The 25,442-nt window shown below is 68.3% G+C and carries 27 protein-coding genes and 1 riboswitch; of the genes, 15 read left to right on the top strand and 12 right to left on the bottom strand.

Annotated features, from left to right (window positions below; translation table 11 throughout):
- Positions 1 to 305: 305 nt before the first annotated feature.
- The 3 genes from ACFVVC_RS09305 to purM are packed head-to-tail and all read left to right on the top strand — an operon-like array spanning position 306 to position 3,490.
- Entirely contained in the window at positions 306 to 620 is a 315-nt protein-coding gene (locus ACFVVC_RS09305) for a hypothetical protein (protein ID WP_387451720.1), read from the top strand.
- A gap of 57 nt (positions 621 to 677) precedes the next feature.
- A complete protein-coding gene (purF, locus tag ACFVVC_RS09300) occupies positions 678 to 2,348 on the top strand; it encodes an amidophosphoribosyltransferase (RefSeq protein WP_387451717.1) in 1,671 nt (556 codons plus the stop codon).
- Positions 2,345 to 3,490, top strand: a complete 1,146-nt coding sequence (gene purM, locus ACFVVC_RS09295; protein WP_387451714.1) for a phosphoribosylformylglycinamidine cyclo-ligase — start codon at positions 2,345 to 2,347, stop codon at positions 3,488 to 3,490. The genes purF and purM overlap by 4 nt, the downstream gene beginning before the upstream one ends.
- Before the next feature lie 50 nt (positions 3,491 to 3,540).
- On the opposite strand, the gene ACFVVC_RS09290 is transcribed toward purM, so the two are convergent.
- Together ACFVVC_RS09290 and ACFVVC_RS09285 are read right to left on the bottom strand one after the other, a co-directional pair.
- Positions 3,541 to 4,311: a VOC family protein gene (locus tag ACFVVC_RS09290; protein WP_387451711.1), complete on the bottom strand. Its 771-nt coding sequence runs from the start codon at positions 4,309 to 4,311 to the stop codon at positions 3,541 to 3,543.
- A 208-nt stretch (positions 4,312 to 4,519) separates the two neighbouring features.
- Positions 4,520 to 4,753, bottom strand: a complete 234-nt coding sequence (locus ACFVVC_RS09285) for a DUF3073 domain-containing protein (RefSeq protein ID WP_387451922.1) — start codon at positions 4,751 to 4,753, stop codon at positions 4,520 to 4,522.
- 272 nt (positions 4,754 to 5,025) lie between these two features.
- Here ACFVVC_RS09285 and ACFVVC_RS09280 point away from each other — a divergent pair, with 272 nt between their 5' ends.
- Entirely contained in the window at positions 5,026 to 5,703 is a 678-nt protein-coding gene (locus tag ACFVVC_RS09280) for a septum formation family protein (protein ID WP_387451708.1), read from the top strand.
- 44 nt (positions 5,704 to 5,747) lie between these two features.
- Here the strand turns inward: ACFVVC_RS09280 and clpB are convergent, their stop codons facing one another.
- From clpB to ACFVVC_RS09255, 5 genes are all read right to left on the bottom strand, one after another.
- The gene (gene clpB / locus ACFVVC_RS09275; protein WP_387451705.1) at positions 5,748 to 8,390 is read right to left on the bottom strand and encodes an ATP-dependent chaperone ClpB; all 2,643 of its coding nucleotides are present in this window, start codon (positions 8,388 to 8,390) and stop codon (positions 5,748 to 5,750) included.
- A gap of 130 nt (positions 8,391 to 8,520) precedes the next feature.
- A complete protein-coding gene (locus ACFVVC_RS09270) occupies positions 8,521 to 9,630 on the bottom strand; it encodes a sulfate/molybdate ABC transporter ATP-binding protein (protein ID WP_387451702.1) in 1,110 nt (369 codons plus the stop codon).
- Positions 9,627 to 10,469, bottom strand: coding sequence for an ABC transporter permease (locus ACFVVC_RS09265; RefSeq protein ID WP_387451699.1), 843 nt, complete (start codon positions 10,467 to 10,469; stop codon positions 9,627 to 9,629). Before ACFVVC_RS09265 ends, ACFVVC_RS09270 begins: the two co-directional genes overlap by 4 nt.
- 141 nt (positions 10,470 to 10,610) lie before the next feature.
- Entirely contained in the window at positions 10,611 to 11,447 is an 837-nt protein-coding gene (modA, locus tag ACFVVC_RS09260) for a molybdate ABC transporter substrate-binding protein (protein WP_387451696.1), read from the bottom strand.
- On the bottom strand, positions 11,444 to 11,854 hold the full coding sequence (locus tag ACFVVC_RS09255) for a molybdopterin-binding protein (RefSeq protein WP_387451693.1): 411 nt from the start codon (positions 11,852 to 11,854) through the stop codon (positions 11,444 to 11,446). Before ACFVVC_RS09255 ends, modA begins: the two co-directional genes overlap by 4 nt.
- A 267-nt stretch (positions 11,855 to 12,121) precedes the next feature.
- Between ACFVVC_RS09255 and ACFVVC_RS09250 the strand changes: the two genes are divergently transcribed.
- The 3 genes from ACFVVC_RS09250 to ACFVVC_RS09240 all read left to right on the top strand — a co-directional run bounded on the left by ACFVVC_RS09250 (position 12,122) and on the right by ACFVVC_RS09240 (position 14,181).
- Complete coding sequence (locus tag ACFVVC_RS09250; protein WP_387451691.1) at positions 12,122 to 12,343, top strand: hypothetical protein; 222 nt, start codon at positions 12,122 to 12,124, stop codon at positions 12,341 to 12,343.
- Positions 12,344 to 12,493: 150 nt separating this feature from the next.
- Positions 12,494 to 13,363 (top strand): DUF4031 domain-containing protein, encoded by an 870-nt coding sequence (locus ACFVVC_RS09245; RefSeq protein ID WP_387451688.1) that lies wholly within the window; start codon positions 12,494 to 12,496, stop codon positions 13,361 to 13,363.
- On the top strand, positions 13,360 to 14,181 hold the full coding sequence (locus ACFVVC_RS09240) for a 2-phosphosulfolactate phosphatase (RefSeq protein ID WP_387451685.1): 822 nt from the start codon (positions 13,360 to 13,362) through the stop codon (positions 14,179 to 14,181). The genes ACFVVC_RS09245 and ACFVVC_RS09240 overlap by 4 nt, the downstream gene beginning before the upstream one ends.
- A gap of 3 nt (positions 14,182 to 14,184) precedes the next feature.
- Here ACFVVC_RS09240 and ACFVVC_RS09235 read toward each other — a convergent pair whose 3' ends face one another.
- Positions 14,185 to 14,586 (bottom strand): YccF domain-containing protein, encoded by a 402-nt coding sequence (locus ACFVVC_RS09235; RefSeq protein WP_387451683.1) that lies wholly within the window; start codon positions 14,584 to 14,586, stop codon positions 14,185 to 14,187.
- Between the two features lie 71 nt (positions 14,587 to 14,657).
- Complete coding sequence (locus ACFVVC_RS09230; protein WP_387451680.1) at positions 14,658 to 15,269, bottom strand: phosphoribosylanthranilate isomerase; 612 nt, start codon at positions 15,267 to 15,269, stop codon at positions 14,658 to 14,660.
- Positions 15,270 to 15,383: 114 nt separating this feature from the next.
- On the opposite strand from ACFVVC_RS09230, the gene ACFVVC_RS09225 reads away from it, so the two are divergent.
- The 7 genes from ACFVVC_RS09225 to ACFVVC_RS09195 all read left to right on the top strand — a co-directional run bounded on the left by ACFVVC_RS09225 (position 15,384) and on the right by ACFVVC_RS09195 (position 19,518).
- Entirely contained in the window at positions 15,384 to 15,968 is a 585-nt protein-coding gene (locus tag ACFVVC_RS09225) for a HutD family protein (protein WP_387451678.1), read from the top strand.
- Positions 15,969 to 16,034: 66 nt separating this feature from the next.
- Positions 16,035 to 16,100, top strand: a riboswitch (guanidine-III (ykkC-III) riboswitch).
- A gap of 10 nt (positions 16,101 to 16,110) precedes the next feature.
- Positions 16,111 to 16,434 carry a DMT family transporter gene (locus ACFVVC_RS09220; protein ID WP_387451675.1) on the top strand — a complete coding sequence of 108 codons (324 nt, stop codon included), beginning with the start codon at positions 16,111 to 16,113 and terminating at the stop codon, positions 16,432 to 16,434.
- A gap of 2 nt (positions 16,435 to 16,436) precedes the next feature.
- Entirely contained in the window at positions 16,437 to 16,799 is a 363-nt protein-coding gene (locus ACFVVC_RS09215; RefSeq protein ID WP_387451672.1) for a DMT family transporter, read from the top strand.
- Between the two features lie 9 nt (positions 16,800 to 16,808).
- On the top strand, positions 16,809 to 17,435 hold the full coding sequence (locus tag ACFVVC_RS09210) for a nucleoside/nucleotide kinase family protein (RefSeq protein ID WP_387451669.1): 627 nt from the start codon (positions 16,809 to 16,811) through the stop codon (positions 17,433 to 17,435).
- 42 nt (positions 17,436 to 17,477) lie between these two features.
- A complete protein-coding gene (locus ACFVVC_RS09205; protein ID WP_387451666.1) occupies positions 17,478 to 18,491 on the top strand; it encodes an aldo/keto reductase in 1,014 nt (337 codons plus the stop codon).
- 52 nt (positions 18,492 to 18,543) lie between these two features.
- Positions 18,544 to 18,846: a putative quinol monooxygenase gene (locus ACFVVC_RS09200; protein WP_387451663.1), complete on the top strand. Its 303-nt coding sequence runs from the start codon at positions 18,544 to 18,546 to the stop codon at positions 18,844 to 18,846.
- A 21-nt stretch (positions 18,847 to 18,867) separates the two neighbouring features.
- Positions 18,868 to 19,518 (top strand): MBL fold metallo-hydrolase, encoded by a 651-nt coding sequence (locus ACFVVC_RS09195; protein WP_387451660.1) that lies wholly within the window; start codon positions 18,868 to 18,870, stop codon positions 19,516 to 19,518.
- Positions 19,519 to 19,607: 89 nt separating this feature from the next.
- On the opposite strand, the gene ACFVVC_RS09190 is transcribed toward ACFVVC_RS09195, so the two are convergent.
- Positions 19,608 to 21,503: a DEAD/DEAH box helicase gene (locus tag ACFVVC_RS09190; protein ID WP_387451657.1), complete on the bottom strand. Its 1,896-nt coding sequence runs from the start codon at positions 21,501 to 21,503 to the stop codon at positions 19,608 to 19,610.
- 315 nt (positions 21,504 to 21,818) lie between these two features.
- On the opposite strand from ACFVVC_RS09190, the gene ACFVVC_RS09185 reads away from it, so the two are divergent.
- On the top strand, positions 21,819 to 22,577 hold the full coding sequence (locus ACFVVC_RS09185; protein ID WP_387451655.1) for a class I SAM-dependent methyltransferase: 759 nt from the start codon (positions 21,819 to 21,821) through the stop codon (positions 22,575 to 22,577).
- On the opposite strand, the gene ACFVVC_RS09180 is transcribed toward ACFVVC_RS09185, so the two are convergent.
- The gene (locus tag ACFVVC_RS09180; RefSeq protein WP_387451652.1) at positions 22,574 to 23,980 is read right to left on the bottom strand and encodes an MFS transporter; all 1,407 of its coding nucleotides are present in this window, start codon (positions 23,978 to 23,980) and stop codon (positions 22,574 to 22,576) included. The two genes, ACFVVC_RS09185 and ACFVVC_RS09180, sit on opposite strands and share 4 nt — an antisense overlap.
- Positions 23,980 to 25,335, bottom strand: a complete 1,356-nt coding sequence (locus ACFVVC_RS09175; protein ID WP_387451649.1) for an MFS transporter — start codon at positions 25,333 to 25,335, stop codon at positions 23,980 to 23,982. Before ACFVVC_RS09175 ends, ACFVVC_RS09180 begins: the two co-directional genes overlap by 1 nt.
- Between the last annotated feature and the right edge of the window lie 107 nt (positions 25,336 to 25,442).

The raw sequence follows: 25,442 nt of genomic DNA, 5'->3' as shown, positions 1-25,442 counted from the left end.
TGTTCCTTTCCTGGATCCGGCCGGATCCTTGAGTCGGCACCAAGTGCCAATCTAGCTGACATGCCATCCCCGGGGACCACGCCGCGTCAGATCACGGGGCGCGCTGAGTTGCATATTAGACAACACATTCCACATAGCGCTTACAGCAAAATATGACAGCGGCCACACTTCATGTCAATAGATATATCAGTCCCCGACCAATCGGCTACCAGTGTGCCGGCCCGCGTTTCACCGGGGGCGGTGGCGCCAGGGCCTCCCGCGCCTCCGTTACGCGGAGCAAAACAGTGGGCAGTAGGCTGGATGGCATGCCTTTTGAAGAAACCCCTGCCGAGCGGCGCGAAGTTACCGTCCGCCGGGCTCCCAAGTACGTTCCCTTCCTGGTGGTCGGAGCGCTGCTGGGAGTTGTCGCGGCCGCGGTGGTGGCGTACGGGGTGCCAGGGGACACCACGTTCGACCCCGGGGCCGTGTTCGGTTTCTTCCTGGTGATGTTCGCGGCCGTAGGCGCCATTCTGGGCGCCGCACTGGCGCTCCTGCTGGACCGCCGCAGCGTGAAGCGCCAGCAGCGCGCAGTGGTGGAATCCGTGCCGGATTCCGAACCTGACACGGACCCCCAGGCCTAGCAGGTCACAAACGGGCAGCCGGAAAAGTCCTACCCCATATCGTGCGATAATCGATCAGTGGCACGCGGCGATGGAAAACTTTCCCATGATCTTCTCCCCGGCGAAAAAGGCCCGCAGGACGCTTGCGGCGTCTTCGGCGTCTGGGCACCAGGCGAAGAAGTAGCAAAACTTACCTATTACGGGCTGTATGCACTGCAGCACCGCGGTCAGGAGTCGGCTGGCATAGCCACGAGCGACGGCAAACGGATCAACGTCTACAAGGACATGGGACTCGTCTCCCAGGTCTTCGACGAGACCACCCTTAACACCCTGACCGGGCACCTGGCCGTGGGCCACTGCCGCTACTCCACCACTGGCGCCAGCCACTGGGCGAACGCGCAGCCCACCCTCGGCGCCACCTCCACCGGCACGGTTGCCCTGGCACACAACGGCAACCTGACCAACACCGCCGAACTCAACGCCATGATCAATGAGCGAAACGGGGGCCAGCTCACCGGCGAAATGAAGCAGGGCAACACCTCCGACACCGCCCTGGTCACCGCCCTGCTTGAAGGCGAGCCGGGCAAGACCCTGGAAGAAACCGCCACGGAGCTCCTGCCCAAGATCAAGGGCGGCTTCTGCTTCGTCTTCATGGACGAGGGCACCCTCTACGCGGCACGCGACACCTTTGGCATCCGCCCGCTGGTCCTGGGCCGGCTGGAACGCGGCTGGGTGGTGGCTTCCGAGCAGTCTGCCCTGGCCACCGTCGGGGCCAGCTTCATCCGCGAAATCGAGCCCGGCGAGTTCATCGCGATCGACGAAGACGGCGTCCGTTCCCAGCGGTTCGCTGAGGCGACGCCGGCCGGCTGCGTGTTCGAATACGTCTACCTCGCCCGCCCCGACGCCTCCATTGCCGGCCGTTCGGTCTACGAGTCCCGCGTGGAGATGGGCCGCCAGCTGGCCCGCGAAAACACCCAGGAAGCGGACATCGTCATCCCGGTGCCGGAATCCGGCACCCCCGCGGCGGTGGGCTACGCCGAGGAATCCGGCATCCCCTTTGCACACGGCTTCGTCAAGAACTCCTACGTGGGCCGCACGTTCATCCAGCCCTCGCAGACCCTGCGCCAACTCGGCATCCGCCTCAAGCTCAACGCCCTCGAGTCCGTGATCCGCGGCAAGCGGGTTGTGGTGGTGGATGACTCGATCGTCCGTGGCAACACCCAGCGCGCCATTGTGCGGATGCTCCGGGAAGCCGGCGCCGCAGCGGTCCACGTCAAAATCTCCTCCCCGCCGGTGCAGTGGCCCTGCTTCTACGGCATCGACTTTGCCTCCCGCGCGGAACTCATCGCCAACGGCGCCACCATCGAGGAAATCTCCCAGGCCATCGGTGCGGACTCACTGGCCTACATCTCCGAGGACGGCATGATCGGGGCCACCCGGCAGCCCCGCGAACGGCTCTGCACCGCCTGCTTCACCGGCAAATACCCCATCAAGCTGCCGGACGCCGACAAGCTGGGCAAGAACCTGCTCGAGCGCACCGACCTTGGCGGCCTCAAGCCGTCCCCGTCCGCGCTTCCCGGCGCAACGGCCGCCCTGGCCGTTGACGCCGCAGAGGACCCGGCAGAAAAAGCCGGCGCCACCGGCTGCGATCCCGGACCGGACGCCGAATTCGAAAACCTGCTGACCGAAGCCGACCTCGTGCCCGACGTACACGCCGCCACCAGCGCCGACAAGAAGGACTCCGTATGACTTCCGCCAACACCGCCGCAGAGAACTCCGGCATCACCTACGCCTCCGCCGGCGTGGACGTTGAAGCCGGGGACCGCGCCGTCGAGCTCATGAAGGACGCCGTCAAGGCAACCCACAACTCCTCCGTGATCGGCGGGGTTGGCGGCTTCGCCGGCCTCTACGACGTCTCCAGGCTCCTGACCTACAAGAAGCCGCTGCTGGCCACCTCCACGGACGGTGTTGGCACCAAGGTGGCAATCGCCCAGGCCATGGACATCCATGACACCATCGGCTTCGACCTGGTGGGCATGGTGGTGGACGACATCGTGGTGGTTGGCGCCGAGCCGCTGTACATGACCGACTACATCGCCTGCGGCAAAGTGGTTCCCGAACGCATCGCGGACATCGTGCGCGGCATCGCCGCAGCCTGCTCCGTGGCCGGCACCGCCCTGGTGGGCGGCGAGACCGCAGAGCACCCCGGCCTGCTGGGCGAGCACGAATACGACGTCGCCGGCGCAGCCACCGGCGTCGTGGAAGCCGACGCCCTCCTTGGCCCGGACCGCGTCCGCGCCGGCGACGTGGTGATCGGCATGGCCTCCTCCGGCCTGCACTCCAACGGCTACTCGCTGGTCCGCCGCGTCATCAACCACGCCGGCTGGGCACTGGACCGCCAGGTATCCGAACTGGGACGCACGCTGGGCGAGGAACTCCTCGAACCAACCCGCGTCTACGCAGCCGACTGCCTGGACCTGGCCCGCACCTTCCCGGTGAGCGCCGGTGCCGCCGTCCACGGCTTCAGCCACGTCACCGGCGGCGGCCTGGCCGCCAACCTGGCTCGGGTCCTGCCGCAGGGCCTGGTGGCCACGGTGGACCGCGCCACCTGGGAACTGCCCGCGATCTTCAAGCTGGTGTCCGAACTGGGCAACGTCCCGCTGCCCGATCTTGAGCGCACCTTGAACCTCGGTGTGGGCATGGTGGCCATCGTGTCCCCCGACGCCGCCGACGCCGCGGTAGCGCGCCTGAACGACCGGGGCCTGCCGTCCTGGGTCATGGGCACGGTCACCGAAGACTCGGATTCCATTTCCAAGTCCGGACCCGACTATGTCCAGGGCGCCAAAGGCGTCGATGGCGGGGCCGTCCGGATGGTCAACGCCTACGCGTAAAGCCACAAACATTTGGGGTCCCGCACCGCACGGTGGGGACCCCATTGTTGTTAATTGACCTGGATCAGGCTGACGATCCCGCTTTGCGGGTCCTTGATGGTGATCAGTGAACCGTCGTCGGGATGCTCCTCCGGCTCCACGATGACCTCTCCCCCGGCTTGCGCCGCGGCCGCTGCCGCACCATGCACGTCCGCAGCGCCAAAGTAGACCTGCCAGGCCGCTTCCTCGCCTTCTCCGGCAGGAACGACGCCGGCCACCTCAGCGCCGTTGATGAGCAGCGTGCTGTAGCTGCCGCCGTCGTCCTGGGGATATTCGGTGACCTCGTGCCCGAACAGTTGCTGGAAGAAGCCGACGGCGGCCTGCGGCCCGGGCGTGGACAGTTCGGCCCAGGCCAGCGCCCCAGGCTCGTTGAAGAGGTGGCTCCCGTAATGGCTGCCGGCCTGCCAGATCCCGGTGGTGCCGCCGCCGGGCGGGGCGAGGAAAGCCAGCACGCCGGTGGTGCCTACCTGCTCCGGCCCGAACTGGACGTTCCCGCCGGCGAAAGCAGCATCGTCAAGGAGCGCCGTGGCGTCTGAGGCCGCGAAATAGATGTTCCACCGGGCGGGCGTGCCGGACGGCTGCAAAGGGCCCTGCGGCGCGATGGTGGCGACCAGCCGGCCGTTCATGAAGGCCTGCGCGTAGCTGCGGCCGTCCGGGGTGGGAAAGTCCTGGTACGTCCAGCCGAACACGCTGGCGTAGAAAGCCTTGGCGGCGGCGACATCGGGGGTCTGCAGATCCGCCCAGCAGGGCTCGCCAGGGGCGTAGTTGGTCCGAACTGTCATCCGGTCAGGGTACCAACGCGGGAAAGCCCGCTGCCACCGGAGATCCCGGAAAGCAGCGGGCTTCCTCATGTCAGCGGTCACCCGAAAGCGGGTACTAAAAATGAGGTCCTGTGCCATCCCGACACTGCGGGATTGCACCTGCGGAGCTTGTTAGCGTGCAGCTGCGGCACGGCCTGGAAAACCGGGGGCCGCGGCGGCTTTACGACAACTAGCCGATGCGACGGCTGTCAACCTCGTCGTCATCGTCATCCAAATCATCCGCGTACTTATCCACATAAGCCGAATAGTCCGGCTCGACCGGTTCATTCGCGTAATGGCTCGTTGAACGACTGCCCGGGCCCGTCAGCTCCCGCTGAAGTGCCGAGTAGTCAGTGTTCGGGGAGTAGTACTTGATGTCCCGAGCCTGCTTGGTAGCTTTTGCCTTTTGACGGCCGCGCCCCATGGCGTGACCCCCTTTTGTACTTGGACCGGAGGTGGTCACCTTGGCGATCGGTGAGGCCCCGGAATGTTTGGTCAATTTGTCGTACACCTAGATTACATGCTTTCGGCTGCCCCTGCTTGCCGCCAACGGCCCCGGGATGGGGCGTGGGGTACCATGACGCACTTCGACCCGCAGGATCACGGCATTTTTCTTCGGTAGAGTCACATGGGAACTGCCGATTTTGCTCGGCCGTTGGCGAGCCGCGGAACAAAAACCCAGGAGGATGCGCACCCGTGAACCACCAGGACATCCCGCCCAAGCCTGCCTCGCCGCCGCACACCGGCAGCCTGCCGGCGGTCCCACGCGGGGGCAACGGTTCAGCGCCCGCCCCGGAAGCTGTCATCTGGTCCCACCCCGCCCCGGAGCCCCCGCAGCGCCGCGCAGCCAACAGGGCAACTTCCTGGAAGGTGTTCCTCGTCGTCGTGATCCTCGCCGTCGCCGGCTCGCTCACGTGGCTTGCCGTGTGGCTGAACTCATCCTCCGGCACGGAAAAATCCGCCGCAGCCGCGCCGGGAGTGCTGCAGACCACCGCCACCCCGCCGGCCGCTCCCCAGCCGCCTCCACGCAATGGAGTGGCTCCTGCCGCTTACGCGGTGGGCGACTGCTTCAAGGACTTCGATCCGGAAGCCCTGGCCTCCACCGTCGTCGCGTGCGATACCGGCCATTCGGCACAGCTGGTGGCAACGTACAGCTACCCCGCCGCAGCCGCCTACCCGGGGGCTGACCCGCTCAAGGCCAAGGCCCTGGAGGCGTGCCAGGCGGCCACGCTCGGACCGGCAGCCAACCAGTTCCACTTGAACTACCAGCGCAGCTTCCCGAGCAGCACCAGCTGGGATTCGGGCGACCGCCGGGTGGATTGCTACGTCACGGCCGATACCGGCAACGTGATCACCGCCAGCGTGCTGCCCTGACGGGCCATCCGCCCGGGCAGCACGCCTGTGCGTGAGCCTGCCGGCTACTCTTTCCGCCGAACGGACAAACCCGAGCCGGGGGCTCCCGTCAGCGTGTCCACGGTGCCCTCGGTGAGTTCGCCGAGGTCCGCCGCGGTATCAACCAGGACGGTGTCGCCGTCGTTGATGTCCCCGGCCAGGATGGCCTTGGCCAGGCGGTCGCCGATCTCGCGCTGCACCAGGCGGCGCAGCGGGCGGGCACCGTACGCAGGATCGTAGCCGGACAGGGCCAGCCACGCTTTGGCGCCGTCGGTGACCTCAAGGGTGAGCCGGCGTTCGTGGAGGCGGCGGCCCAGTTCGGCCACGTGAAGCTCCACGATGTGCGCGAGCTCCTCCACCGTGAGGGCGTCGAACAGTACCACTTCGTCAAGCCGGTTCAGGAACTCGGGCTTGAAGGACGCGTTGACGGTGGCCATGACGGCGTTGCGCTTGGCCTCAGGATCCAAGGTCTGGTCCACCAGGAACTGGCTGCCCAGGTTGGAGGTCAGCACCAGGATGACGTTGCGGAAGTCCACGGTGCGGCCCTGGCCGTCGGTGAGGCGGCCGTCGTCGAGCACCTGCAGGAGGATATCGAACACCTCGGGGTGAGCCTTCTCCACCTCATCCAGCAGCACCACGGAGTACGGGCGTCGGCGGACAGCTTCGGTCAGCTGGCCGCCTTCCTCATAGCCGACGTATCCGGGAGGCGCCCCGACCAGCCGGGCCACGGAGTGCTTTTCCCCGTACTCGGACATGTCGATGCGCACCATGGCGCGTTCGTCGTCGAACAGGAAGTCCGCCAGGGCCTTGGCCAGCTCGGTCTTGCCCACGCCGGTGGGGCCCAGGAAGAGGAAGGAGCCAGTGGGGCGGTTGGGGTCGCTGATGCCGGCCCGGGCGCGGCGGACGGCGTCGGACACTGCGGTGACGGCCTTGGACTGGCCGATCAGCCGCCTGCCCAGCTCCTCCTCCATGTGCAGGAGCTTGTGGCTTTCGCCCTGCAGCATGCGGCCGGCCGGAATGCCGGTCCACGCAGAGATGACCTCGGCGATATCGTCGGCGGTCACCTGTTCGGCCACCATCTGCGCGGACTTGTCCGTGACCGCCGCTTCGGCTTCGGCAGCGGCATTCAGTTCGCGTTCCAGTGCCGGAATTTCGCCATACAGTACGCGCGACGCCGTTTCCAGGTCGCCCTCGCGGGCCGCCTTCTCGTACGCGCTGCGGAGTTCGTCCAGCTTTGCCTTGAGGTCGCCCACCCGGTTGAGGCCGGCTTTCTCGGCCTCCCAGCGGGCCTTGAGTCCGTTGAGTTCCTCTTCCTTGTCGGCTTTGTCGGCGCGGAGTGCGTCCAGGCGCTCCACGGAGGCGGCGTCCTTTTCGTCCTGCAGTGCCAGTTCTTCCATGGTGAGCCGGTCCACCAGCCGCTGGAGCTGGTCGATTTCCTCAGGTGCGGAGTCGATCTCCATGCGGAGCCGGGATGCGGCCTCGTCGACCAGGTCGATGGCTTTGTCCGGCAGCTGGCGCCCGGAGATGTAGCGGTTGGACAACGTGGCGGCGGCGACCAGCGCGGAATCCGCGATGGCCACCTTGTGGTGCGCCTCGTAGCGCTCCTTCAGGCCACGGAGGATGCCGATGGTGTCCTCCACGCTGGGCTCACCCACATAGACCTGCTGGAAGCGGCGCTCCAGGGCCGGATCCTTTTCGATGTTTTCGCGGTACTCGTCCAGCGTGGTGGCACCAATCAGGCGCAGTTCGCCGCGGGCCAGCATGGGCTTGAGCATGTTTCCTGCGTCCATGGAGGATTCGCCGGTGGCGCCGGCGCCGACCACTGTGTGGATCTCGTCTATGAAGGTGACGATCTGCCCTTCGGAGTTCTTGATTTCCTCCAGTACGGCTTTGAGCCGCTCCTCGAACTCACCGCGGTATTTGGCACCGGCCACCATGGACGCGAGGTCCAAGGCGATCAGGGTCTTGCCGCGAAGGCTTTCCGGTACGTCACCGGCCACGATCCGCTGGGCGAGGCCTTCGACGACGGCCGTCTTTCCGACGCCGGGCTCGCCGATGATCACGGGGTTGTTCTTGGTACGGCGGCTCAGGACCTGGACGATACGGCGGATTTCGGTGTCGCGGCCAATGACGGGGTCCAGTTTGCCGGCGCGGGCCATGGCAGTGAGGTCCGTGCCGAACTTTTCGAGCGACTGGAAGGTGTTTTCCGGATCGGGACTGGTTACCTTGCGATCGCCCCGGACACCCGGCAGTGCGGCGAGCAGCGCTTCATGGGAGGCCCCGGCGTCGCGCAGCAACCGGCCGGTTGCGTCGCTCGCTGCGGAGAGGCCCAGCAGCAGGACCTCGGTGGACACAAACGTGTCACCCAGCCGCTCCGCTTCCTCCTTGGCGTTCTGGATGGCCTGCAGGGCGGGCCGGCTCAGCTGCGCCTGCTGGCTGGAGCCGCCCGACGTGGCAGGCAGGGCCTTGATGGCGCTGCTGGCCTGGACACTGACGGCGTCAGGATCGGCACCGGTGGCGCGGAGCAGCGCGACGGCGACACCCTCCCGCTGGTCCATCAGCGCCTTGAGGAGGTGTGCCGGCTCAACCTGCGGGTTGCCGGCGGTTGAGGCATTCATTGCCGCAGCGGAAAGAGCCTCCTGGCTCTTGGTGGTGAATTTGACGTCCAAAGAGGGCTCCTTTCGGGGGCTTGATAACTAGGTTGAGTGTACTACGCTCAACTTTACTGGACGACGCTCTCAAGCCATGTTTGCCCACGGCGAAACTGCTGTCCAGAGCCGGAGGTCCCGCCAGGCCGCGCTAGGTCCCGTACACGGAGACGGCGGCCGCCTTGACCACGAAGTGCACCGTCATCCCCGGCACCAGGCCGAGATCCGCCGACGCGGCCGGCGTGATGTCGGCAGCCAGGCCGCCGGCCCGGACGCGGATCTGGTCGCCGTGCGGCTCAAGGTCGCTGATGGTCACGGCGAAGGAGTTGCGTGGGCTGCCGTGCGCGTCGGTGAGGAACACGGAAACGGCCGACGGCGGGAACACGGCCACCCCGGGGCTCCCCGGCCAGGGGTGGCCGTGGTCCCCTGACGCGCCGGGCTGCCCGGGCGTGGCCGGCTGCCCGGAGCTCGCCGGCTCCTCGCCATGACCGGCGATCCGCAGGCCTTGCTCGGTGCGCACCCCCGCCCCGTCCAGCGTTCCGGGGACGAAGTTCAGCCCGGCCAGGCCGGCGGCGAACGAACTGCGCGGGCGTTCCAGCACCTCCCGGACTGGGCCTTCCTCGGCAATCCTGCCGTTCTCCAGGATGACCACCCTGTCCGCGAGGATCAGCGCATCAAGGACATCGTGGGTAACGATGATGGCCTGCCGTCCCGCGAGGACCCGCTTGAACAGGCGGCGCAGCAGCGGGGCGGAGTGGATGTCGAGGGCGGCGAGGGGCTCGTCCAGCAGCAGGAGCGCGGGATCCGCGGCCAGCGCCCGTGCCACGGCAACGCGCTGGGCCTGGCCGCCGGAGAGCTCGGCGGGGCGGCGACCGGCCAGGCCTTCCGCTTCGACGTCAGCCAGCCAGCGCAGGGCACGCTGCCGGGCGTCACGTTTGGGAATGCCGGCACTGCGGGGCCCGAAGGAGACATTGTCCACCGCGCTCAGGTGCGGAAAGAGCAGTGGTTCCTGGGCGAGCAGGGCGGTTCCGCGATGGTGCGGCGGCACCCAGGTGCGGTTCGCGCCGTCGAGGTCGAACAGGGTTTTTCCGTTGAGTTTTGCCGTGCCGCAGTCCGGTCGCAGCAGCCCGGCAATGCTTGACAGCAGGGTGGACTTCCCGGCGCCGTTGGGGCCCATCACGGCTACGGTTTCGCCGGGTCCGACCGTCAGCGACACGTCGAATCCCCGGCCGGCCACGGCTGCCTGGAAGGACAAGGTCACTGGCTGTTCCGTCCTGCCGGCGCCGGCGTCGTCGTCCGTTTTCCTGCTCCGCTGCGGGCCGCGGGCCGGCTGTAGGCGAGCGCCACCACCGCCACGGCGACGGCCACCAGCACCAGCGACAGGGCGACGGCGGCGTCCGGGTCGGTTTCCCGCTGCAGATAGATTTCCAGCGGCAGGGTGCGGGTCACCCCCTGCAGGCTGCCGGCGAACGTCAGCGTGGCACCGAACTCGCCGAGGCTGCGGGCGAAGGACAGGACCGCGCCGGACGCGAGTCCGGGCAGGACCAGGGGAAGCGTGACCCGCCGGAAGACGGTGCCCGGGCGCGCGCCCAAGGTGGCCGCCACTGCCTCGTAGCGGGAGCCAGAGGTGCGCAGGGCACCCTCCAGGCTGACCACCAGGAAGGGCAGCGCCACGAACGTCTGCGCCAGGACCACCGCGGTGGTGGAGAAAGCGATTTGCAGGCCAAGCACGTCGAGGGCCTTCCCCAGCAGGCCTTGGCGGCCGAACGTGTAGAGCAACGCGATGCCGCCCACCACAGGGGGAAGGACCAGCGGCAGGAGCACCAGCGAACGCAGCAGCCCCTGCAGCCGGAAAGTATCCCGGGCGAGGACCAGCGCCAGGGGGACGCCCAGCACAACGCACAGCACGGTGCTCGCCGCGGAGGTCCGCAGGCTCAGTCCCAGCGCGGTCAGCGACGAGTCCGAGGTCACGAGCGGAATGAACTGGGCCCAGTCCACCCGCAGCACCATGGCAAGCAGCGGGAGCAGCACCACGACGGCGGCAACAACCGCCAGTGCGCGGACCCAGCCGGGTACGCCGGAATAGCCTTGCCCGACCACTTTGGGTTCCTTTCGTGATTGCCTGGCTCCGGACGGTGGGTAGAACAACTGGTATCTGGACGGCTGTACTGCGGGCGCCCCGGGTTTAATCCACAGTGCGTGCCTGGCCCCACCCTACTGCCGCGCGGATAGTTCCCGGCATTACTGTCCACCGGGTCCGAAGCCAGCCGAGGCGAGGACCTTTTGCCCTTCCGCGCCGGTCACCAGGCCAATGAATGCCTGCGCTGCCGCCTTGTTCCGGCCACTGGCCACGCCCGCGATGGGGTAGGTATTGACGGCGCCCTGCGACTCCGGGAAGGCGATGCCGTCCACCTTGGCGCCGGCTGCCTTGACGTCCGTGCCGTAAACCAGGCCGGCGTCGGCCTCACCCGCGGTGACCTTGCCCAGTACGTCGGTGACAGCGTTTTCCTCGCTGACGGGAGACAGCGCAATCCCGGCCGTGCCTGCCACCTTTTCGGCAGCTGCCCCGCAGGGGACCTGCTTGGCGCAGACCACCAGTTTGACGCCAGGCCGTGCCAGGTCCTGTAGCGTCGAAATTCCGGCCGGATTGCCCGGCGGAACGGCGATGGCCAGGGTGTTGGTGGCGAAGTTCCGGGGTGTGCCGTCAGCGAGGCCGGCGTCCTGCAGTTTCTTCATGTTGGCCGTGTCCGCCGAGGCGAAGACATCCGCGGGGGCGCCCTGGTTGATCTGGCTGGCCAGGTCCGAGGAGCCGGCGACGCTCAACGTGACCGTGGTTCCGGGGTTTTCCGTTTCGAAGGTGTGTGCCAGCTCGGTGAAGGTGGCCTTGAGCGAGGCTGCCGCGAAGACCGTGATGGTGCCTGATGGTGCGCCGGAGCCTGCGGCCGCCTCGGAACTGCTGCCCGGGGCCGGGCCGCCTGCCGCGGCGCAGCCGGAGAGCACGGCCAGCAAGAGTCCAGCCAAAGGGAGGACGGCGGCCCGGATGGCGGCCGCAGCGGGGCGGACAGGTTGCCTGCTCATGCGGTGGCCCGGCCTTTCGGGGATTCGATGATGACTGTTGTTGCCTTGACCACCGCGGTGGCGACGGCACCCGGTTCCAGCCCCAGGTCGCGTACCGCCTCGCTGCTCATGAGGGATACCACCCGAAAGGGCCCGCACTGCAGTTCCACCTGGGCCATCACTTTGTCGGCTACGACGTTCGTGACGAGGCCGACGAACCGGTTGCGGGCCGAACTGCCGCCGCGTTGCGGATCATCCGGGAGCTGGGCCAGCTTCCGTGCGTGTGTGGCGAGTTCCAAGCCGTCGACGGCGAGCCGGCCCGAGTCGTCCCGGAACGGCGTGAGTGTTCCGTGGTCCGTCCACCGGCGGACGGTATCGTCGCTCACGCCCAGGAAACGGGCGGCTTCGGAAACGCGAATGAGGGCCATACGGCAATACTAATCCGCAAATGCGATTCCAAGATTGGCATTATTACGCAAATGAGGAATACCTCGCCGCTTGGGACGCACTGCCTCCCTTTTCAAGCGCCGTGGGGACACAGATTTCGCTGCCGGTTTTGGATGCATTGCCGGGTGCCCTGCGAGTAGCGTGTCCGGCAGGGGCTCGGGAGTATCCCAAGCCCCCGCATACCCCTCCCGCTTTGCCGGCGCCGTGGCGGGTGTGCAGTTGTTCCGTATCGATGAAAGGACATGCAAATGGCTGTTTCAATTGAATTGGGCAAGGCACTCGACAAGGCCTACGAGAACTCAACCCTGGATGAGGTTCTGGCCGCGCCGCCATCAGCACTCGCGGGGCTGACGGAGAAGCACGACGAACTGCTGGCCGGCATGGGCATCAAGACCATCCGCGACCTGGGGAGCAACAAGTTCTTCGCTACCGCCGGTGTTCTGGTGGCGCTGGCGGGCAAGACCGACTGATTGGTGCCTTAGGCCACCAACACATTCCAGGGGAGAGTCCAACCGGTTCCGTACCGGATGGGCTCTTCCTTGCGATTTGGTCTCCGTCGTGGAGCAACGCCCACGGAACCACACCCGGTGACAAGATTTGCACAGCACTAGACTCCTTCCATGGCCATCTACATCGACCCGCCATTGTGGCCTGCACACGGAACGCACTTCTCGCACCTGGTGTCCGATACATCGCTGGACGAGCTGCACGCGTTCGCTGCTGCGGCGGGAATCCCCGAGCGGGCGTTCGACGGCGACCACTACGACGTTCCGGAGCGCCGGTTAGATGAGCTGGTGGCCGCGGGGGCGGTCCCGGTGGAAGCCCGGCTCCTGGTCCGCAAGCTGATCGCCAGCGGGCTGAGGATACCGGCACGCCGGCGAAACAAATCGCTCAAAGTTCCGCTGCTGACCCGCTGGGAAGCCATCATGCCCGGGCACGACGCCCTTTTCCTGGACCTGCTGGACCGCTGGAGCGAACCCCACCGCCACTACCACGGCTGCACGCACCTGCTCTCCGTCCTGGAGGCATTGGACCTGCTCACCGAGCCCGCTGAGGCACCCCGGACCGTGCTGCTGGCGGCCTGGTTCCACGACGCCGTCTACCGGGGCACGGCAGGACAGGACGAGGAAGAATCCGCCCGGCTGGCCGAGGACCGGCTCACTGCGGCCGGCCTGCCCGCGGCTGACGTGGCAGAGGTGGTCCGGCTGGTCCTTCTCACTTCGGACCACCGGCCCGGACCCGGTGACGACGACGGCGCCCTCCTCTGCGACGCGGACCTGTCCATCCTGGGCGGGGAACCGGAGGAGTACGCCCGTTACGTCGCGGCCGTCCGAAAGGACTACGCGCACATCGGTGACGCCGACTTCGCCGCCGGCCGGACCGCCGTCGTGCGCCACCTGCTGGAACTGGAGCCGCTCTTCCGCCACCGCCGCGCCAGGGAACTCTGGCAGGACGCCGCGTACCGCAACCTGAAAGGCGAACTGGCATGAACGCTCCCCGCTCCACGCCGCGGCACACGCACTCAGCGAACGCCGCACACCGGCAGCTCCCTTTCGAGGTGCGGCTTGACTGGGGACTGAACGGCGCCAGGACCGTGGCCCCCGGTGCGGACATCGCGGTGGTGGTGGACGTCCTGTCCTTCAGCACCTGCGTCAGCGTGGCACTGGACCGAAACGCGGAGGTCTTCCCCTTCCCGTGGCGCGACACCAGGGCCGAAGACTTCGCCGCCCACCACGATGCCCAGTTGGCAGGCCCCCGCGACGGCGGCGGGCTGAGCCTCTCCCCGGCAAGCCTTCGCAGCGCAGAAACGCTGGAACGGATTGTCCTGCCGTCCCCCAATGGCTCTGAGCTCTGCCATGAACTGGCAGGCGACGTTCCATTGGTAGCCTCGGTGTGCCTTCGCAACGCCGCGGCAACGGCGGACTGGGTCGCTGCCAATCTTCCCGGCGACGCGGTGGTGGCGGTGGTGGCGGCCGGAGAGCGGTGGCATGACGGTACCCTCCGGGCCGCCGTGGAAGACCAGATCGGGGCCGGGGCTTTCATCGCCGGGTTGGCGGCCGCCGGGAAAGGCGGCTACGACGCCGGCGACGGCAGGCACGGCTATGCTCCGGAAGCCGTGGCGGCGATGGCCGTTTTCGAAGCCGCCGAGCCGCGCCTGCGTGAGGTGCTGCTGCGGTGTTCCAGCGGCCGCGAGCTGACCGGTGCCGGCTACGCGGAGGACGTGGACATCGCGGCCGAACTGGACGACAGCGGGTCCGTGGCCATCCTGCAGGACGGGGTGTTCCGGCCCCTGCCGCGGGCGCACTGATCCTTAGCGGTAGTTGCTGGCAAACGGCCTGCTGGACGGCACGATCTGCTTGCCCAGCGGCATCAGGGACACCGGGATCAGCTTGAGGTTGGCGATGGCCAGCGGGATGCCCACAATGGTCACCGCCATGGCGAATGCCGTCAGCACATGGCCAATGGCAATCCAGATGCCGGCAACGAGCAACCAGATCACGTTGCCCAGCAGCGAGAAGACACTGTTGCCGCCGGGCCGGTCAACCACCATCCGGCCGAAGGGCCAGAGTGTGTAGGCCGCGATCCGGAAGGACGCGATGCCCCACGGGATGGTGATGATCAGCAGGCAGCAGACCACGCCCGCAAGGAAATAGCCCAGGGCAAGCCAGAAGCCGCCGAAAACCAGCCAGATAATGTTCAGAAGTGTCTTCATGCACCCATTCTGCCCCCGGACCTCCGGCAAAAAGGTAGGGGACTCCCCTGATCTTGCCCTGAGCCGAGCGACTACACCGCGGCGGTTGCCTTGGCGGCCTGCACGAAGGCATGGATCTTTGCCAGATCCTTCACGCCGCGGGACGCTTCCACGCCCGAGGAGACGTCCACGCCCCAAGCTTGGGCAGCGGCTGACGCCAGGCCCACGTTGGCCGCGTCCAGGCCGCCGGCAAGCAGCCATTCCCGGCCCTGCAGCACCGGCAACGCCGCCACGGAGGCGTAGTCCCAGGACTCGCCGGAGCCCGGGGCCGCCGCATCAATGAGGAGCAGGTCCTCGCCCCAGTCTTCGAATTCATCTTCGGAGGCGCCCATGGTGATGGCCCGGACCAGCTTCATGCCGGCGTTATGCACCGTTGCCACGTCTGCCCGGGACCGGTGCCCGTGCAGCTGGATCCATTCAAGGCCCGCGGCCCGGGCGATGGCGACGGCGTCGACCACGGGTTCGTCGCGGAACACGCCGATCGGCCGCACTCTGGCGGGAACCTCCGACACGAGGGAGGCGGCCTGGGAGGGTGAGACAACCCGGGGGCTGGCGGTGAGGACGAACCCGACGGCGTCGGCCCCTGCTTCCACCGCCGCGCGAACCGATTCGGGCGTACTGAGACCACACACTTTGACGAACATTCCCGGCTCCTTCAGGCTGTTTTCGTGATGACCCCCCGGAGGAGAGTAGCAGGACGGGACGCAACCTGCGACGCCGGACCCGCAGCGGCCGGGCCGGGGAACTAGGCTGGGCTGATGCAGATCATCCGCTTCGCAGGGCTCAAGGCCGAACCATGGCGCAACGGGGGCGGCGTGACCAGGGAAATCGCGCGCCAAGGCTCGGCCGGCGACGGCTGGGATTGGCGGGTGAGCATCGCGGACGTCACCAAGGCAGGGGACTTTTCGGCGTTCCCCGGCATGGAACGGGTCCTGACAGTCATCGAGGGTGAACTGCTGCTGCTCACCGTGGACGGCGCAGAACAACCCTTGGAGAAATACCGGCCTTTCCGGTTCGACGGCGGCGCGGCCACAACGGGGGCACTGCCCACCGGAGACATCCGTGACCTGAACGTCATCACCCGTTCCGCGGCCTACAAGGGGTACACCTCCATCATCGAGCTGTCCAAGAAGCGGGCCCACCCGGTGTTCGACGGCCAACTGGCGGTGCTGCTGCAGGGTCAGGCCGTGGTCAGTGAAGGCGGCAGCGGGCAGGCGGACACCACCCCGGTGGAACTGGGCCGCTACGACACCGTGGCCGGCTCGGACGCCAACAGCCCGGAGATCCTGGGCCGCGGTTTCCTGGCAGTGGTGTCGATCGACCCGCTGGAGCCTGCCGGGTAAAGGCAGGCGCGGTGAGGTTGGGCACCATCGGTGGCCGCCCGGCGTCGTGCGTTGCTACGCTGGAATCCAAGGCTCCGCACCAGAGCCTCCGGACGACGGTTCAGTACCCGGCACGCGACAAGACTGGCCAAAGGATCTGGTCATGTCGTGGATAGTCCTTCTTCTTTCCGGCGCCCTGGAGGCTGTCTGGGCAGCCGCCCTGCACCGGTCCGCCCAGGTTTCCGGCCGCCGCCGCCTCGCGCCCGCGGCTGTGTTCCTGGTGGCCGTCGCGGCGAGCACCGGCGGCCTCGCGATCGCCATGCAGTCCATCCCCACCGGAACGGCGTATGCCGTCTGGGTGGGGGTCGGCGTCGTCCTGACCTCCGCCTACGCCATGGCCGCCAAGGTTGAACGCCCGACGGCGGCCCGGTTGATGCTGCTGTCCGGCATCGCCGCGTGCGTGGTTGGCCTGAAGGTGGTGGCGTAACTGTGAAACGCTCACTTCCCTGGCTGGTTCTCCTGGCCTCCGCGGTCCTGGAAGCTGTCTGGGCCACGGCCTTGGGCTTGTCCGCCGGCTTCAGCAAGCCCCTCCCCACCGTGGTTTTCGCCGTTACGGCGGCCCTGAGCATGCTGGGCCTGGGCATGGCCATCCGGAGCATTCCGCTTGGCACGGCCTACGCGATCTGGGTGGGCATCGGCGCTTCGTTGACGGTCGGCTGGGCGATGGCTAACGGTGTGGAGCCCTTCAGCGTCCTGAAGCTCCTGTTCATTGCCGGCATCGTGGGCTGTGCCGCCGGCCTGAAGGCGCTGCCCGCCGGGAAGGACCGGGCGGCCGCGCGCAGCAGTGACTAGGCTTTTGCCATGGACTCCCCCGAGATCGCCCAGGCCGTCGAGGCGCTCCGGCGCCGGCTGGCGCCGGGGACGCGCACCATCCTGGGCATCGCCGGCGCGCCGGGATCCGGGAAGTCCACCTTTGCCGCGTGGCTGCAGGAGCAGTTCAGCCCCGGTACGGCGGTGGTGGTCCCGATGGACGGCTTCCACCTGGGCAACGCGATCATTGAGGGGACGCCGCTGAGGGAGCGCAAAGGCGCCATTGATACGTTCGACGGCGGCGGCTACCTTTCGCTGCTGCGCCGCCTGGCGCGCCGGGACGAGGCAGTGGTGTACGCACCGGAATTCCGCCGCACCCTGGACGAGCCGGTGGCTGCCTCGATCGCGGTGCCGGCGGAGGTCCCGCTGGTCATCACCGAGGGCAACTACCTGCTGGCCGGGCAGGAACCATGGAAGAACGTGCGGGCGCAACTGGACGAAGTGTGGTTCCTCGAAACTCCGCCCGCCCTCCGCCTGCAGCGGCTGGTGGACCGGCACGTGTCATTCGGCATGGACCGTGCGGCCGCCCTGGCCTGGGCCACCGGGCCCGACGAAGTAAACGCGCGCCTGATCCAGGCCGGCCGGCAGGCGGCCGACCGGCTTATCCCCTGGCTGTAAACGACCCCTTCTCCACACTGCAGGAACCGAACAGGAGCACCCATGGCACACACCCCCACCGACCACCGCCAACCGGTCCAGCTCGGCGACGGCCTGGCCGTCAGCCCCCTGGGCTTCGGCGGCATGGCCCTCACCCCCGTCTACGGCGACGTTGACCCCGCCGAGGCGCTCCGGACCCTGCACCACGCCGTCGATGCCGGCGTCACGTTCATCGACACCGCGGACATTTACGGCGGCGGCAGCAACGAGGAACTGATCTCCCAGCTGCTCAAGGAGCGGCGGGACGAGATCCAGCTGGCCACCAAGTTCGCCCTGGTGGGCAACCCCGCGGACGGCTACACGGACATCCGGGGCGATGCTGAATACGTGCGCCAGGCAGTGGACCGCAGCCTGCAGCGGCTTGGCACCGACGTCATCGATCTTTACTACATGCACCGCCGCGACGTCCGGGTCCCCATCGAGGAAACCGTGGGCGCCATGGCGGAGCTGGTACAGCAGGGCAAGGTCAAGCACCTGGGCCTGTCCGAGGTGACGGCGCAGGAACTCCGGGACGCCTCCGCCGTCCACCCGATCTCCGCGGTCCAGAGCGAGTGGTCCATCTGGAGCCGGGATGTGGAACGCAACGTGGTTCCCGCCGCAGCAGAGCTGGGTGTGGGCTTTGTCCCCTACTCGCCGCTGGGCCGCGGCTTCCTCACCGGCACCGTGGACACGGCAAGCCTGGGCGCCAAGGATTTCCGCCGGAACATCCCCCGCTTCGCACCCGACGCAGCAAGCGCCAACCAGGCGGTGGTGGACACCGTCCGGTCCGTCGCGGCCGGGCTCGGCGCCACTCCGGCCCAGGTGGCCCTGGCCTGGCTCTTCGCCCAGGGCAAGCGGCTCGGCCTGCCCGTCGTCCCCATCCCCGGGACCCGGAAGGCAGCCCGGATCGACGAGAACCTTGGCGCCTTGGCCCTCGACCTCACCCCGGCGCACCTGGAGGTCCTTGCGGCGGCTTCGGACGCCGTCGTCGGGTCCCGGTCCGCGAACCCCGCCTGGGTGTCCGAGGGGCGCGAATAAGAGCAGTCCATCCCCGAAATCAACACATTTTGACCCAACCCCAAGGAGCCTCATGCCTGCCATCGTCCACTTCGAAGTCCGGATCGATCCCGCCCGCCGCGACGACGCCGCGAAGTACCTCTCCGAAACGCTCGCTGCCACCCGCGCCTGGCCCGGAAACCAGGGCATCGAGGCGTTGGTGGATGACGCGGACCCCTGCCACATCCTGGTCGTGGAAACCTGGGCCACCACGCAGGACCACGACGACTACGCGGCCTGGCGGACCACCCCGGAAGGCAAAAACGCGCTGCACGAAATCCTGGCCGGACCGCCGTCCAAGCAGGTCTACTCCACTGCCTTGCCGCTGGACCTGTAGCCCGTCCCTAGACTGAAGCCCATGGACTCACTTCTCTACGACCTGCCGGCCATCACCATCCGCAGCATCTCCGTCAGCGCAATGGACAACAACGTGTACCTGCTGACCGCCAAGGAAAGCGGGGCGCAGCTGCTGATTGACGCCGCAGATGACTTTCCGGCCATCCGGCGGTTGCTTGCGGACGGGGCCGCGGATGCTGCTGCCGGGACGCGGCTGGCCCTGATCGCCACCACGCACCAGCATTGGGACCACGTGCGGGCGCTGAAGGAACTGGTGGACGCCACCGGGGCCCGGACAGCGGCGGGAGCGGACGACGCCGATGCGTTGCCGGTGCCCGTGGACATGCGGCTAAGCGACGGGGACGTCGGGAATTTCGACGGCTTCGACGTGACCGCCGTGCACCTGCGGGGCCACACGCCCGGCTCGATCGCGTTGGTGTACCAGGATCCGGCGGGGCCGGCGCACATCTTCTCAGGTGATTCGCTGTTCCCGGGCGGGGTGGGCAACACGGAGAAGGACCCGGAGCGTTTCGCCCAGCTCCTGTCCGACGTAATGGAGCGGTTGTTCGACGCCTACCCGGACACCGCCGTCGTGCATCCCGGCCACGGCAAGCCCACCACGCTCGGTGCCGAACGGCCGCACCTGGACGAGTGGCGCGCCCGCGGCTGGTAAAACCAAGCCGCAATTCGGGTTAAACAAAGCGGTGGTTGAGCCTGTCGGAACCGACAAGCTCAACCACCGCTGTGCTTTAAGGGGCGCTTCTAGCGGCCGCGCCGCTCGTTCGACGCCGGGGCCGACGCGCGGCGGGGGCCGCTGCGGGCGGGACGGCCCGAGCCGCCGTTGCCACCGCTGCCCGACCCGTAGGAGCCACCGGAAGTTCCGCCGGTGTTGGAGGACCAGACGGCCTTGCTGCCGCCGGCGCCTGACGAACGCTGGCCGGACGCACCTGCCGCTGCACGCTGGCCCGTTGCCGGGCGCCCGCTGCGCTGGCCCCCGCCGGACGCGGGGCGTCCGCCTGAAGCCGGGCGGCCGGAGCCGCCGCGCGGGGCATCGCTGCGGGTGATCCGGGAATCGCCCCGGCCTTCCGCTGCACGGCCGTCGGAACCGCGGCCGGCCGATGAGCGGCCACCTGCTGCGGGGACGTCGTTGCGGTGGGTCGAGGCGGTGCCGCGGCCACGGGCATTGCGGCGCGCGGCCGCAGCTGCAACAGCGCGGTCCTCGTTCTGCTCTGCGTTGCGGTCGAAGGCGGCGCGGGCTTCGGTCCGGCCTTCGAAGGCTGCTGCGCGGCGCTCTGCCCGGGGGGCGTCGCTGCGGGCGGCCTCGGCCGAAACCTTGCCACGTCCACCACGGCCACCACGGCCACCGGCACTCGGCGCCGCCTGGCGGCGTGCACGCTTGCGCTCGGCGTTGGCACCGGTGGAGGTGCCGGCACCCTGGTTGGGGGCCTTGGCCGCCAGCAGTGCGGCGCGGGTGCGGGGGTCGACCTTTTCGGCAATGTCGCCGACGAGTTCTGCCACGATCGGCGAGCTGGCGGTGACGCGTTCAAAGCTGACGTCCACGCCGGCGGCCTTCATGAGCTTCTTCACGTCGGACTGCTGCTCCGGCAGGGTCAGGGTGACCACGGTGCCGTCGGAGCCGGCACGCGCGGTGCGGCCGGAACGGTGCAGGTACGCCTTGTGCTCAGTGGGCGGATCCACGTGGATGACCAGTTCGACGTCGTCGACGTGCACACCGCGGGCGGCGACGTCGGTGGCCACCAGGACGCGGACGTCGCCGTTGGAGAACTCGGCGAGGTTGCGGTCACGGGCGTTCTGCGAGAGGTTGCCGTGCAGGTCCACGGCGGGGATCCCGGCGTCGGTCAGGGTCTTGGCCAGCTTGCGGGCGTGGTGCTTGGTCCGCATGAAGAGGACGCGGCGGCCGGCGCCGGAGGCGAGCTCCACGATCAGCTGCTTCTTGACGGTCTGGTCGTTGACCACCAGCACGTGGTGCTCCATGGTGGTCACGGCCGCCTGGGGGTCGTCCACCGAGTGGGTGAGCGGGTTGGACAGGTAGCGCTGGACGATCTTGTCCACGCCGTTGTCCAGGGTGGCGGAGAAGAGCAGGCGCTGGCCCTGGCTGGGGGTCATGTCCATGAGCTTCTTGACCACGGGCAGGAAGCCGAGGTCTGCCATGTGGTCGGCCTCGTCCAGGACCGTGATCTCGACGGACTCGAGGGTCAGGATGCGCTGGCGGATCAGGTCCTCCAAGCGGCCGGGGCAGGCGATGACGATGTCGACGCCGGCGCGCAGCGCCTTCTCCTGGCGGGCCTGGGAGATGCCGCCGTAGATCACGGTGGTGTTCAAACCGGCGGCCTTGGCCAGCGGCTCGATGGTGGCGTTGATCTGGGTCGCCAGTTCACGGGTGGGTGCCAGGACCAGGCCCATGGGGCGGCCGGGCTTGCGGAAGTACTTGGCTTCCCGCTCAGCGAGTCTTGCTACAAGCGGGATGGCGAAAGCAATGGTTTTACCGGATCCGGTCCGGCCACGGCCAAGGACGTCACGGCCGGACAGTGTGTCCGGGAGGGTCTTCACCTGGATGGGGAAGGGTTCGACGATTCCCTGCGCGGTGAGGGTGTCTGCAAGGGCCTTGGGAGTACCGAGGGCAGCAAAAGTAGTCATCTGGTTTTTACGGTCTTTCTGGCGGTATCCGGGCGGATATCGGCCCCCGATGCCGGTTGGACCAGGGGTTTCGCCGAAGAAAAGTCAGGTGATCAACCGGGCGCTGTACATAGGGACAGCCGGCCGGGACCAAATGGAACGCGTTCATCGACGCAGGATGTGCCTCTCACATGAAGAAAGCCCACTCCCTGGAAGGAACTCCAGATCCGGAGCAGGCGGCATCACTGCACATCAAGTTCCTCCAGTCTAGCATCCCGCCGCCGGGCGGCCGTCCGCGGCGTTGCCAACCAGGTCATGGCGGGGCAGTGTTGGAGCATGAGCGAACACCCGGGGCAAGGCCAGGACACGTACCAGAAGGAAGCGCACCGGCAACACGCGCACGACGCCGGCGGGGCGCCGGAAGCGGGCGGCGGGGGCGTCGACCCCGGGGCGGTTTGGGATGAGCGGTACCGGAGCAAAGCCCGGCTCTGGAGCGGCAAGCCAAACCCCCAACTGGTCCATGAGGCCGGCGGCCTGCGCCCCGGAAAGGCACTGGAACTGGGGTGCGGCGAGGGCGCCGACGCCATCTGGCTTGCCCGGCAAGGCTGGTCCGTGACCGCCGTGGACGTTTCCGCCGTGGCGCTGGAGCGGGCCCACTCGCACGAACTGGCCGAGTTGGCACGCGAGAGCGTGAACGCATCCAACGGGGACATCGGCAGCCGGATCACGTGGCAGCAAGCGGACCTGACGCAGTGGCAGCCCGAGGGTTCCTACGACCTCGTGACCTCACAGTTCCTGCACTCCCAGGAACTCGACTGGCGGGTCCCGCTGCGCGCAGCCGCCTCTGCCGTCAAGCCCGGCGGGACCCTGCTGGTGGTGGGCCACCACCCGGACCGGCTGCCGCCCTGGGGCAACGACCACCACCAGCACTTGGACATGTTCTACACCGGAGACCAGCTGGTCCGTGAACTGTCCCTGGACGGCCCCGGCTGGCAGCTGGAAGTCATCACCAGCCGGGAGCGCCTGGCCACCGGGCCGGACGGGCTCGAGGCGACCATTGCCGACGTCGTCCTGCGCGCCACCCGTCTGGCTTAGCTGTCCTGGCCCTTCCTGCCGGTGACCCGAGGTGCCACCAGCACCGCGGCCACCCCGAGGGCCGCGGTGAAGGCGAAGACGCCCGCAAAGGACTGGACCGTCGTCGTAAATGCCGCGAAGACGATCCCGGTGGCGGCGAGCGAGAGAGCCCCGCCCAGCGAGTCAGCGATTGACATGGCGGAGCTGTTGAAGCCCTCGTTGTCCTTGCTGGACAGTGCCAGTGTCATCACGCTCAGCCGGGGGTAGAGCAGGCCCATCCCGCCGCCGGCCAGCACCCATCCGGCGATGGCGACGGCGGCCGGCCAGTGCAGCCCCGCGGTGGCCAGGGCCAGGAGGATGGCAGCGAGCACCATCAACGAGCCCACCCGCACAGCCCGCCGGTGCTGCAGCCGCGGACCCATGCGGCCTTGGACCGCGGCCGCTCCGGCCCACGCCAGCGCCCCTCCGGTGAGGGTGACGCCCGCCAAGGTGGGCGGGAAACCGAACTGGTCGATCAGCAGGTAGGGAAGGTAGACCTCCGCCCCGAAGAAAGCCGCCGAGGCGAAGCCGCGGGACAGGATCACGCTGGGCAGGCCCCGCCGTGCCCGAAGCGTCCCGGCGGGCACCAGGGGCCGGACCGCCGCCAGGGCAAGGACGACGGCGGCAACGGCCAGGAGTGCCTTGGCGGGCGGGAAGGCGGGGATGCTGAGGCCGGCGGAGAGGTTGAGCCCCAGGACGGCAAGGGCGGCCAGCGCCGCCCACCCGAGCCGGGCCGGAGCCCAAGGCGGGATGGTTCCTTCCGCTCCGCCGGTCGATCCTGGCGGGTCCAGTCCGCGCAGGACCGGCACGATCACCGCGAGCGCCGGGATGACCAGCCCCACGACGCCCAGGAAAACCCAGTGCCAGCTGAAGACCTGCGCCACCACACCGGCCGCGAAGGGACCCACGAGTGAGGGCACCACCCAGGCGGCCGAAAACGCGGCGAAAATCCGGGGATGCAGGGTACCCGGGTAGAACCGCGCCACCAGGACGTAGAGGGCCACGGTGAGGGCGCCCCCGCCGAAGCCCTGGACCAGGCGGCCGGAGACCAGCATGGGCATGGAAACCGAGGTGCCCGCGACCAGCAGGCCGGCCACGAACAGCGCTACCGAGGCATACAGCGGCAGGGCGGGCCCGCGCCTGTCTGACCAATTGCCGGCGCCCACCATGCCGATGACACGGGTGGCCAGCGGCCCTGCGAAGGCCAGCGCGTAAAGGCTCGCGCCATTCAGTTCCCGGCTGACCAGCGGCATGATGGTGGTCACGGCAAGGGATTCGAACGCGGCGAGGAACACCAGGGCGCAGGTACCCACCGTCACCCAGAAATACGGGGGCCGGAAGATCCCCGTGGCGTGGTGGACGGCCGGAAGCGTGGGGTCCTGCATTACGGTTCCCCACCCACGTACCGGTTCCGGCCGGAGCGGTAGCCGAAGACGGCGGCGAGCAGCCCGACCACCGTGAACAGGATGCCGGCGGGCACGAAGGACCCGGTGGCCTGGTGCAGCTGCCCCACCAGGAGCGTTCCGGTGGAACCCACCCCGTAGCCAACGCCCTGCATCATGCCTGACAGGTGCGCGGCGGTGTGCCCGTCACGCGTGCGGAGCATGATCAGGGTCAGTGCACAGGCGGTGAGGCTCCCCTGGCCCAGGCCCAGCAGTCCTGCCCAGACCCAGACCAGGTCCAGGGGGCCCAGGATGCTCAGCACGAAGCCGCTCCCGGTCATCAGCGCCACCACGGTATTGATGGCCCGCTGGTCGCGGAACTTCGCGGCCAGCGCAGGGGCAAACAGGGACCCCAGCATCTGCAGAACGATGCACGCGGCAACGATCAGCCCCGCCGTGGCCCCGTCAACGCCTCTCTCCCGGAGGATGGGCGCCAGCCACGCAAAACCACTGAAGGACATCATGGCCTGCAGCACCATGAAGATGGTCACCTGCCAGGCCACCGGCGACCGCCACACATTCACCCCGTCCCTGACCGCCTGGTGCCGGACAGTCCCCTGCCGCAGGGCAACGGGCAGGAACAGCAGGAGTACGACGGCGGCAGGCACCGCCCAGACCCAGAGCGCCCTGGTCCACTCCCCCGTCGCCGTGTAGACCGGATAGGTGAACCCGGCCCCGAGTGCCGCGGACGCGCAGATTGCGGTGGTGTACAGGCCGCCCATGAGTCCCAGGCGGTGCGGGAAGTCCCGCTTGACCAGGCCCGGCAGGAGCACGTTGCACAGCGCGATCGCCGCACCGCACGCGGCCGTGCCGGCCAGGAGGGCGGGCAAATGCCCGGCGCCGCCCATGGCCGCCCCGGCATCCACAGGCCGCAGCAACAGTCCCGCGGTCAGCAAGGCCATGGCGCCCAGCAGCACCCGTTCGGCACCGAACCGGCGGGCAAGAACCGGGGCAACCGGAGCAAAAACCCCCAGCAACGTCACGGGAACCGTGGTCAGCACCACCACGGACCAGCCAGGCAGGCCCGCCTGCGCGGTCACCTCCGGCAGGACAGCAGACAGGCTGGAAAAGACGCTCCGCAGGTTCAAGCCGATCAGCACGAGGCATACACCCAGGTAGGCCAGGGCGCGCCGGCCGCCCACACGGGTGGGCCCGGGCGCGGGGAGTTCGTCAACCTCCGCGTCCACCAAAGTACCCAGGTCCACCAGGCTGCTGCCCGTCCTGGGACGTCCCTGGCTTTCTTCGGAGACAGCCCCCCGCCGTTGCTTCCTTGCTTCGGCATTCGTTGCGTCCGTCATCCGCCCATTCTTGCAGGAGCCCGCTGCGGCGGGAGTTATCCACATACGGCTGGGGGCACCTTCAGAAGCGGCCGCCGCAACCCTAGCTTGAAGGGACGCAGCCCGGT

This window comes from Pseudarthrobacter sp. NPDC058196 (genome assembly GCF_042882685.1).
In the GTDB taxonomy this organism is placed as follows: Bacteria; Actinomycetota; Actinomycetes; order Actinomycetales; family Micrococcaceae; genus Arthrobacter.
This window is presented reverse-complemented; position numbering and strand designations above follow the sequence as displayed.

Excerpts from the sequence above, each read along its gene's own strand:
- ACFVVC_RS09180 (WP_387451652.1), bottom strand. The coding sequence starts at position 23,980 with ATGCAGGACCCCACGCTTCCGGCCGTCCACCACGCCACGGGGATCTTC.
- modA (WP_387451696.1), bottom strand. The coding sequence starts at position 11,447 with ATGAGCAGGCAACCTGTCCGCCCCGCTGCGGCCGCCATCCGGGCCGCC.
- ACFVVC_RS09190 (WP_387451657.1), bottom strand. The coding sequence starts at position 21,503 with ATGACTACTTTTGCTGCCCTCGGTACTCCCAAGGCCCTTGCAGACACC.
- ACFVVC_RS09285 (WP_387451922.1), bottom strand. The coding sequence starts at position 4,753 with ATGGGGCGCGGCCGTCAAAAGGCAAAAGCTACCAAGCAGGCTCGGGAC.
- ACFVVC_RS09255 (WP_387451693.1), bottom strand. The coding sequence starts at position 11,854 with ATGGCCCTCATTCGCGTTTCCGAAGCCGCCCGTTTCCTGGGCGTGAGC.
- ACFVVC_RS09230 (WP_387451680.1), bottom strand. The coding sequence starts at position 15,269 with ATGTTCGTCAAAGTGTGTGGTCTCAGTACGCCCGAATCGGTTCGCGCG.
- ACFVVC_RS09220 (WP_387451675.1), top strand. The coding sequence starts at position 16,111 with ATGTCGTGGATAGTCCTTCTTCTTTCCGGCGCCCTGGAGGCTGTCTGG.
- purM (WP_387451714.1), top strand. The coding sequence starts at position 2,345 with ATGACTTCCGCCAACACCGCCGCAGAGAACTCCGGCATCACCTACGCC.
- ACFVVC_RS09205 (WP_387451666.1), top strand. The coding sequence starts at position 17,478 with ATGGCACACACCCCCACCGACCACCGCCAACCGGTCCAGCTCGGCGAC.
- ACFVVC_RS09245 (WP_387451688.1), top strand. The coding sequence starts at position 12,494 with ATGGCCATCTACATCGACCCGCCATTGTGGCCTGCACACGGAACGCAC.
- ACFVVC_RS09305 (WP_387451720.1), top strand. The coding sequence starts at position 306 with ATGCCTTTTGAAGAAACCCCTGCCGAGCGGCGCGAAGTTACCGTCCGC.
- ACFVVC_RS09175 (WP_387451649.1), bottom strand. The coding sequence starts at position 25,335 with ATGACGGACGCAACGAATGCCGAAGCAAGGAAGCAACGGCGGGGGGCT.
- ACFVVC_RS09185 (WP_387451655.1), top strand. The coding sequence starts at position 21,819 with ATGAGCGAACACCCGGGGCAAGGCCAGGACACGTACCAGAAGGAAGCG.
- ACFVVC_RS09235 (WP_387451683.1), bottom strand. The coding sequence starts at position 14,586 with ATGAAGACACTTCTGAACATTATCTGGCTGGTTTTCGGCGGCTTCTGG.
- ACFVVC_RS09240 (WP_387451685.1), top strand. The coding sequence starts at position 13,360 with ATGAACGCTCCCCGCTCCACGCCGCGGCACACGCACTCAGCGAACGCC.
- ACFVVC_RS09195 (WP_387451660.1), top strand. The coding sequence starts at position 18,868 with ATGGACTCACTTCTCTACGACCTGCCGGCCATCACCATCCGCAGCATC.
- ACFVVC_RS09290 (WP_387451711.1), bottom strand. The coding sequence starts at position 4,311 with ATGACAGTTCGGACCAACTACGCCCCTGGCGAGCCCTGCTGGGCGGAT.
- ACFVVC_RS09200 (WP_387451663.1), top strand. The coding sequence starts at position 18,544 with ATGCCTGCCATCGTCCACTTCGAAGTCCGGATCGATCCCGCCCGCCGC.
- ACFVVC_RS09225 (WP_387451678.1), top strand. The coding sequence starts at position 15,384 with ATGCAGATCATCCGCTTCGCAGGGCTCAAGGCCGAACCATGGCGCAAC.
- ACFVVC_RS09210 (WP_387451669.1), top strand. The coding sequence starts at position 16,809 with ATGGACTCCCCCGAGATCGCCCAGGCCGTCGAGGCGCTCCGGCGCCGG.
- ACFVVC_RS09250 (WP_387451691.1), top strand. The coding sequence starts at position 12,122 with ATGGCTGTTTCAATTGAATTGGGCAAGGCACTCGACAAGGCCTACGAG.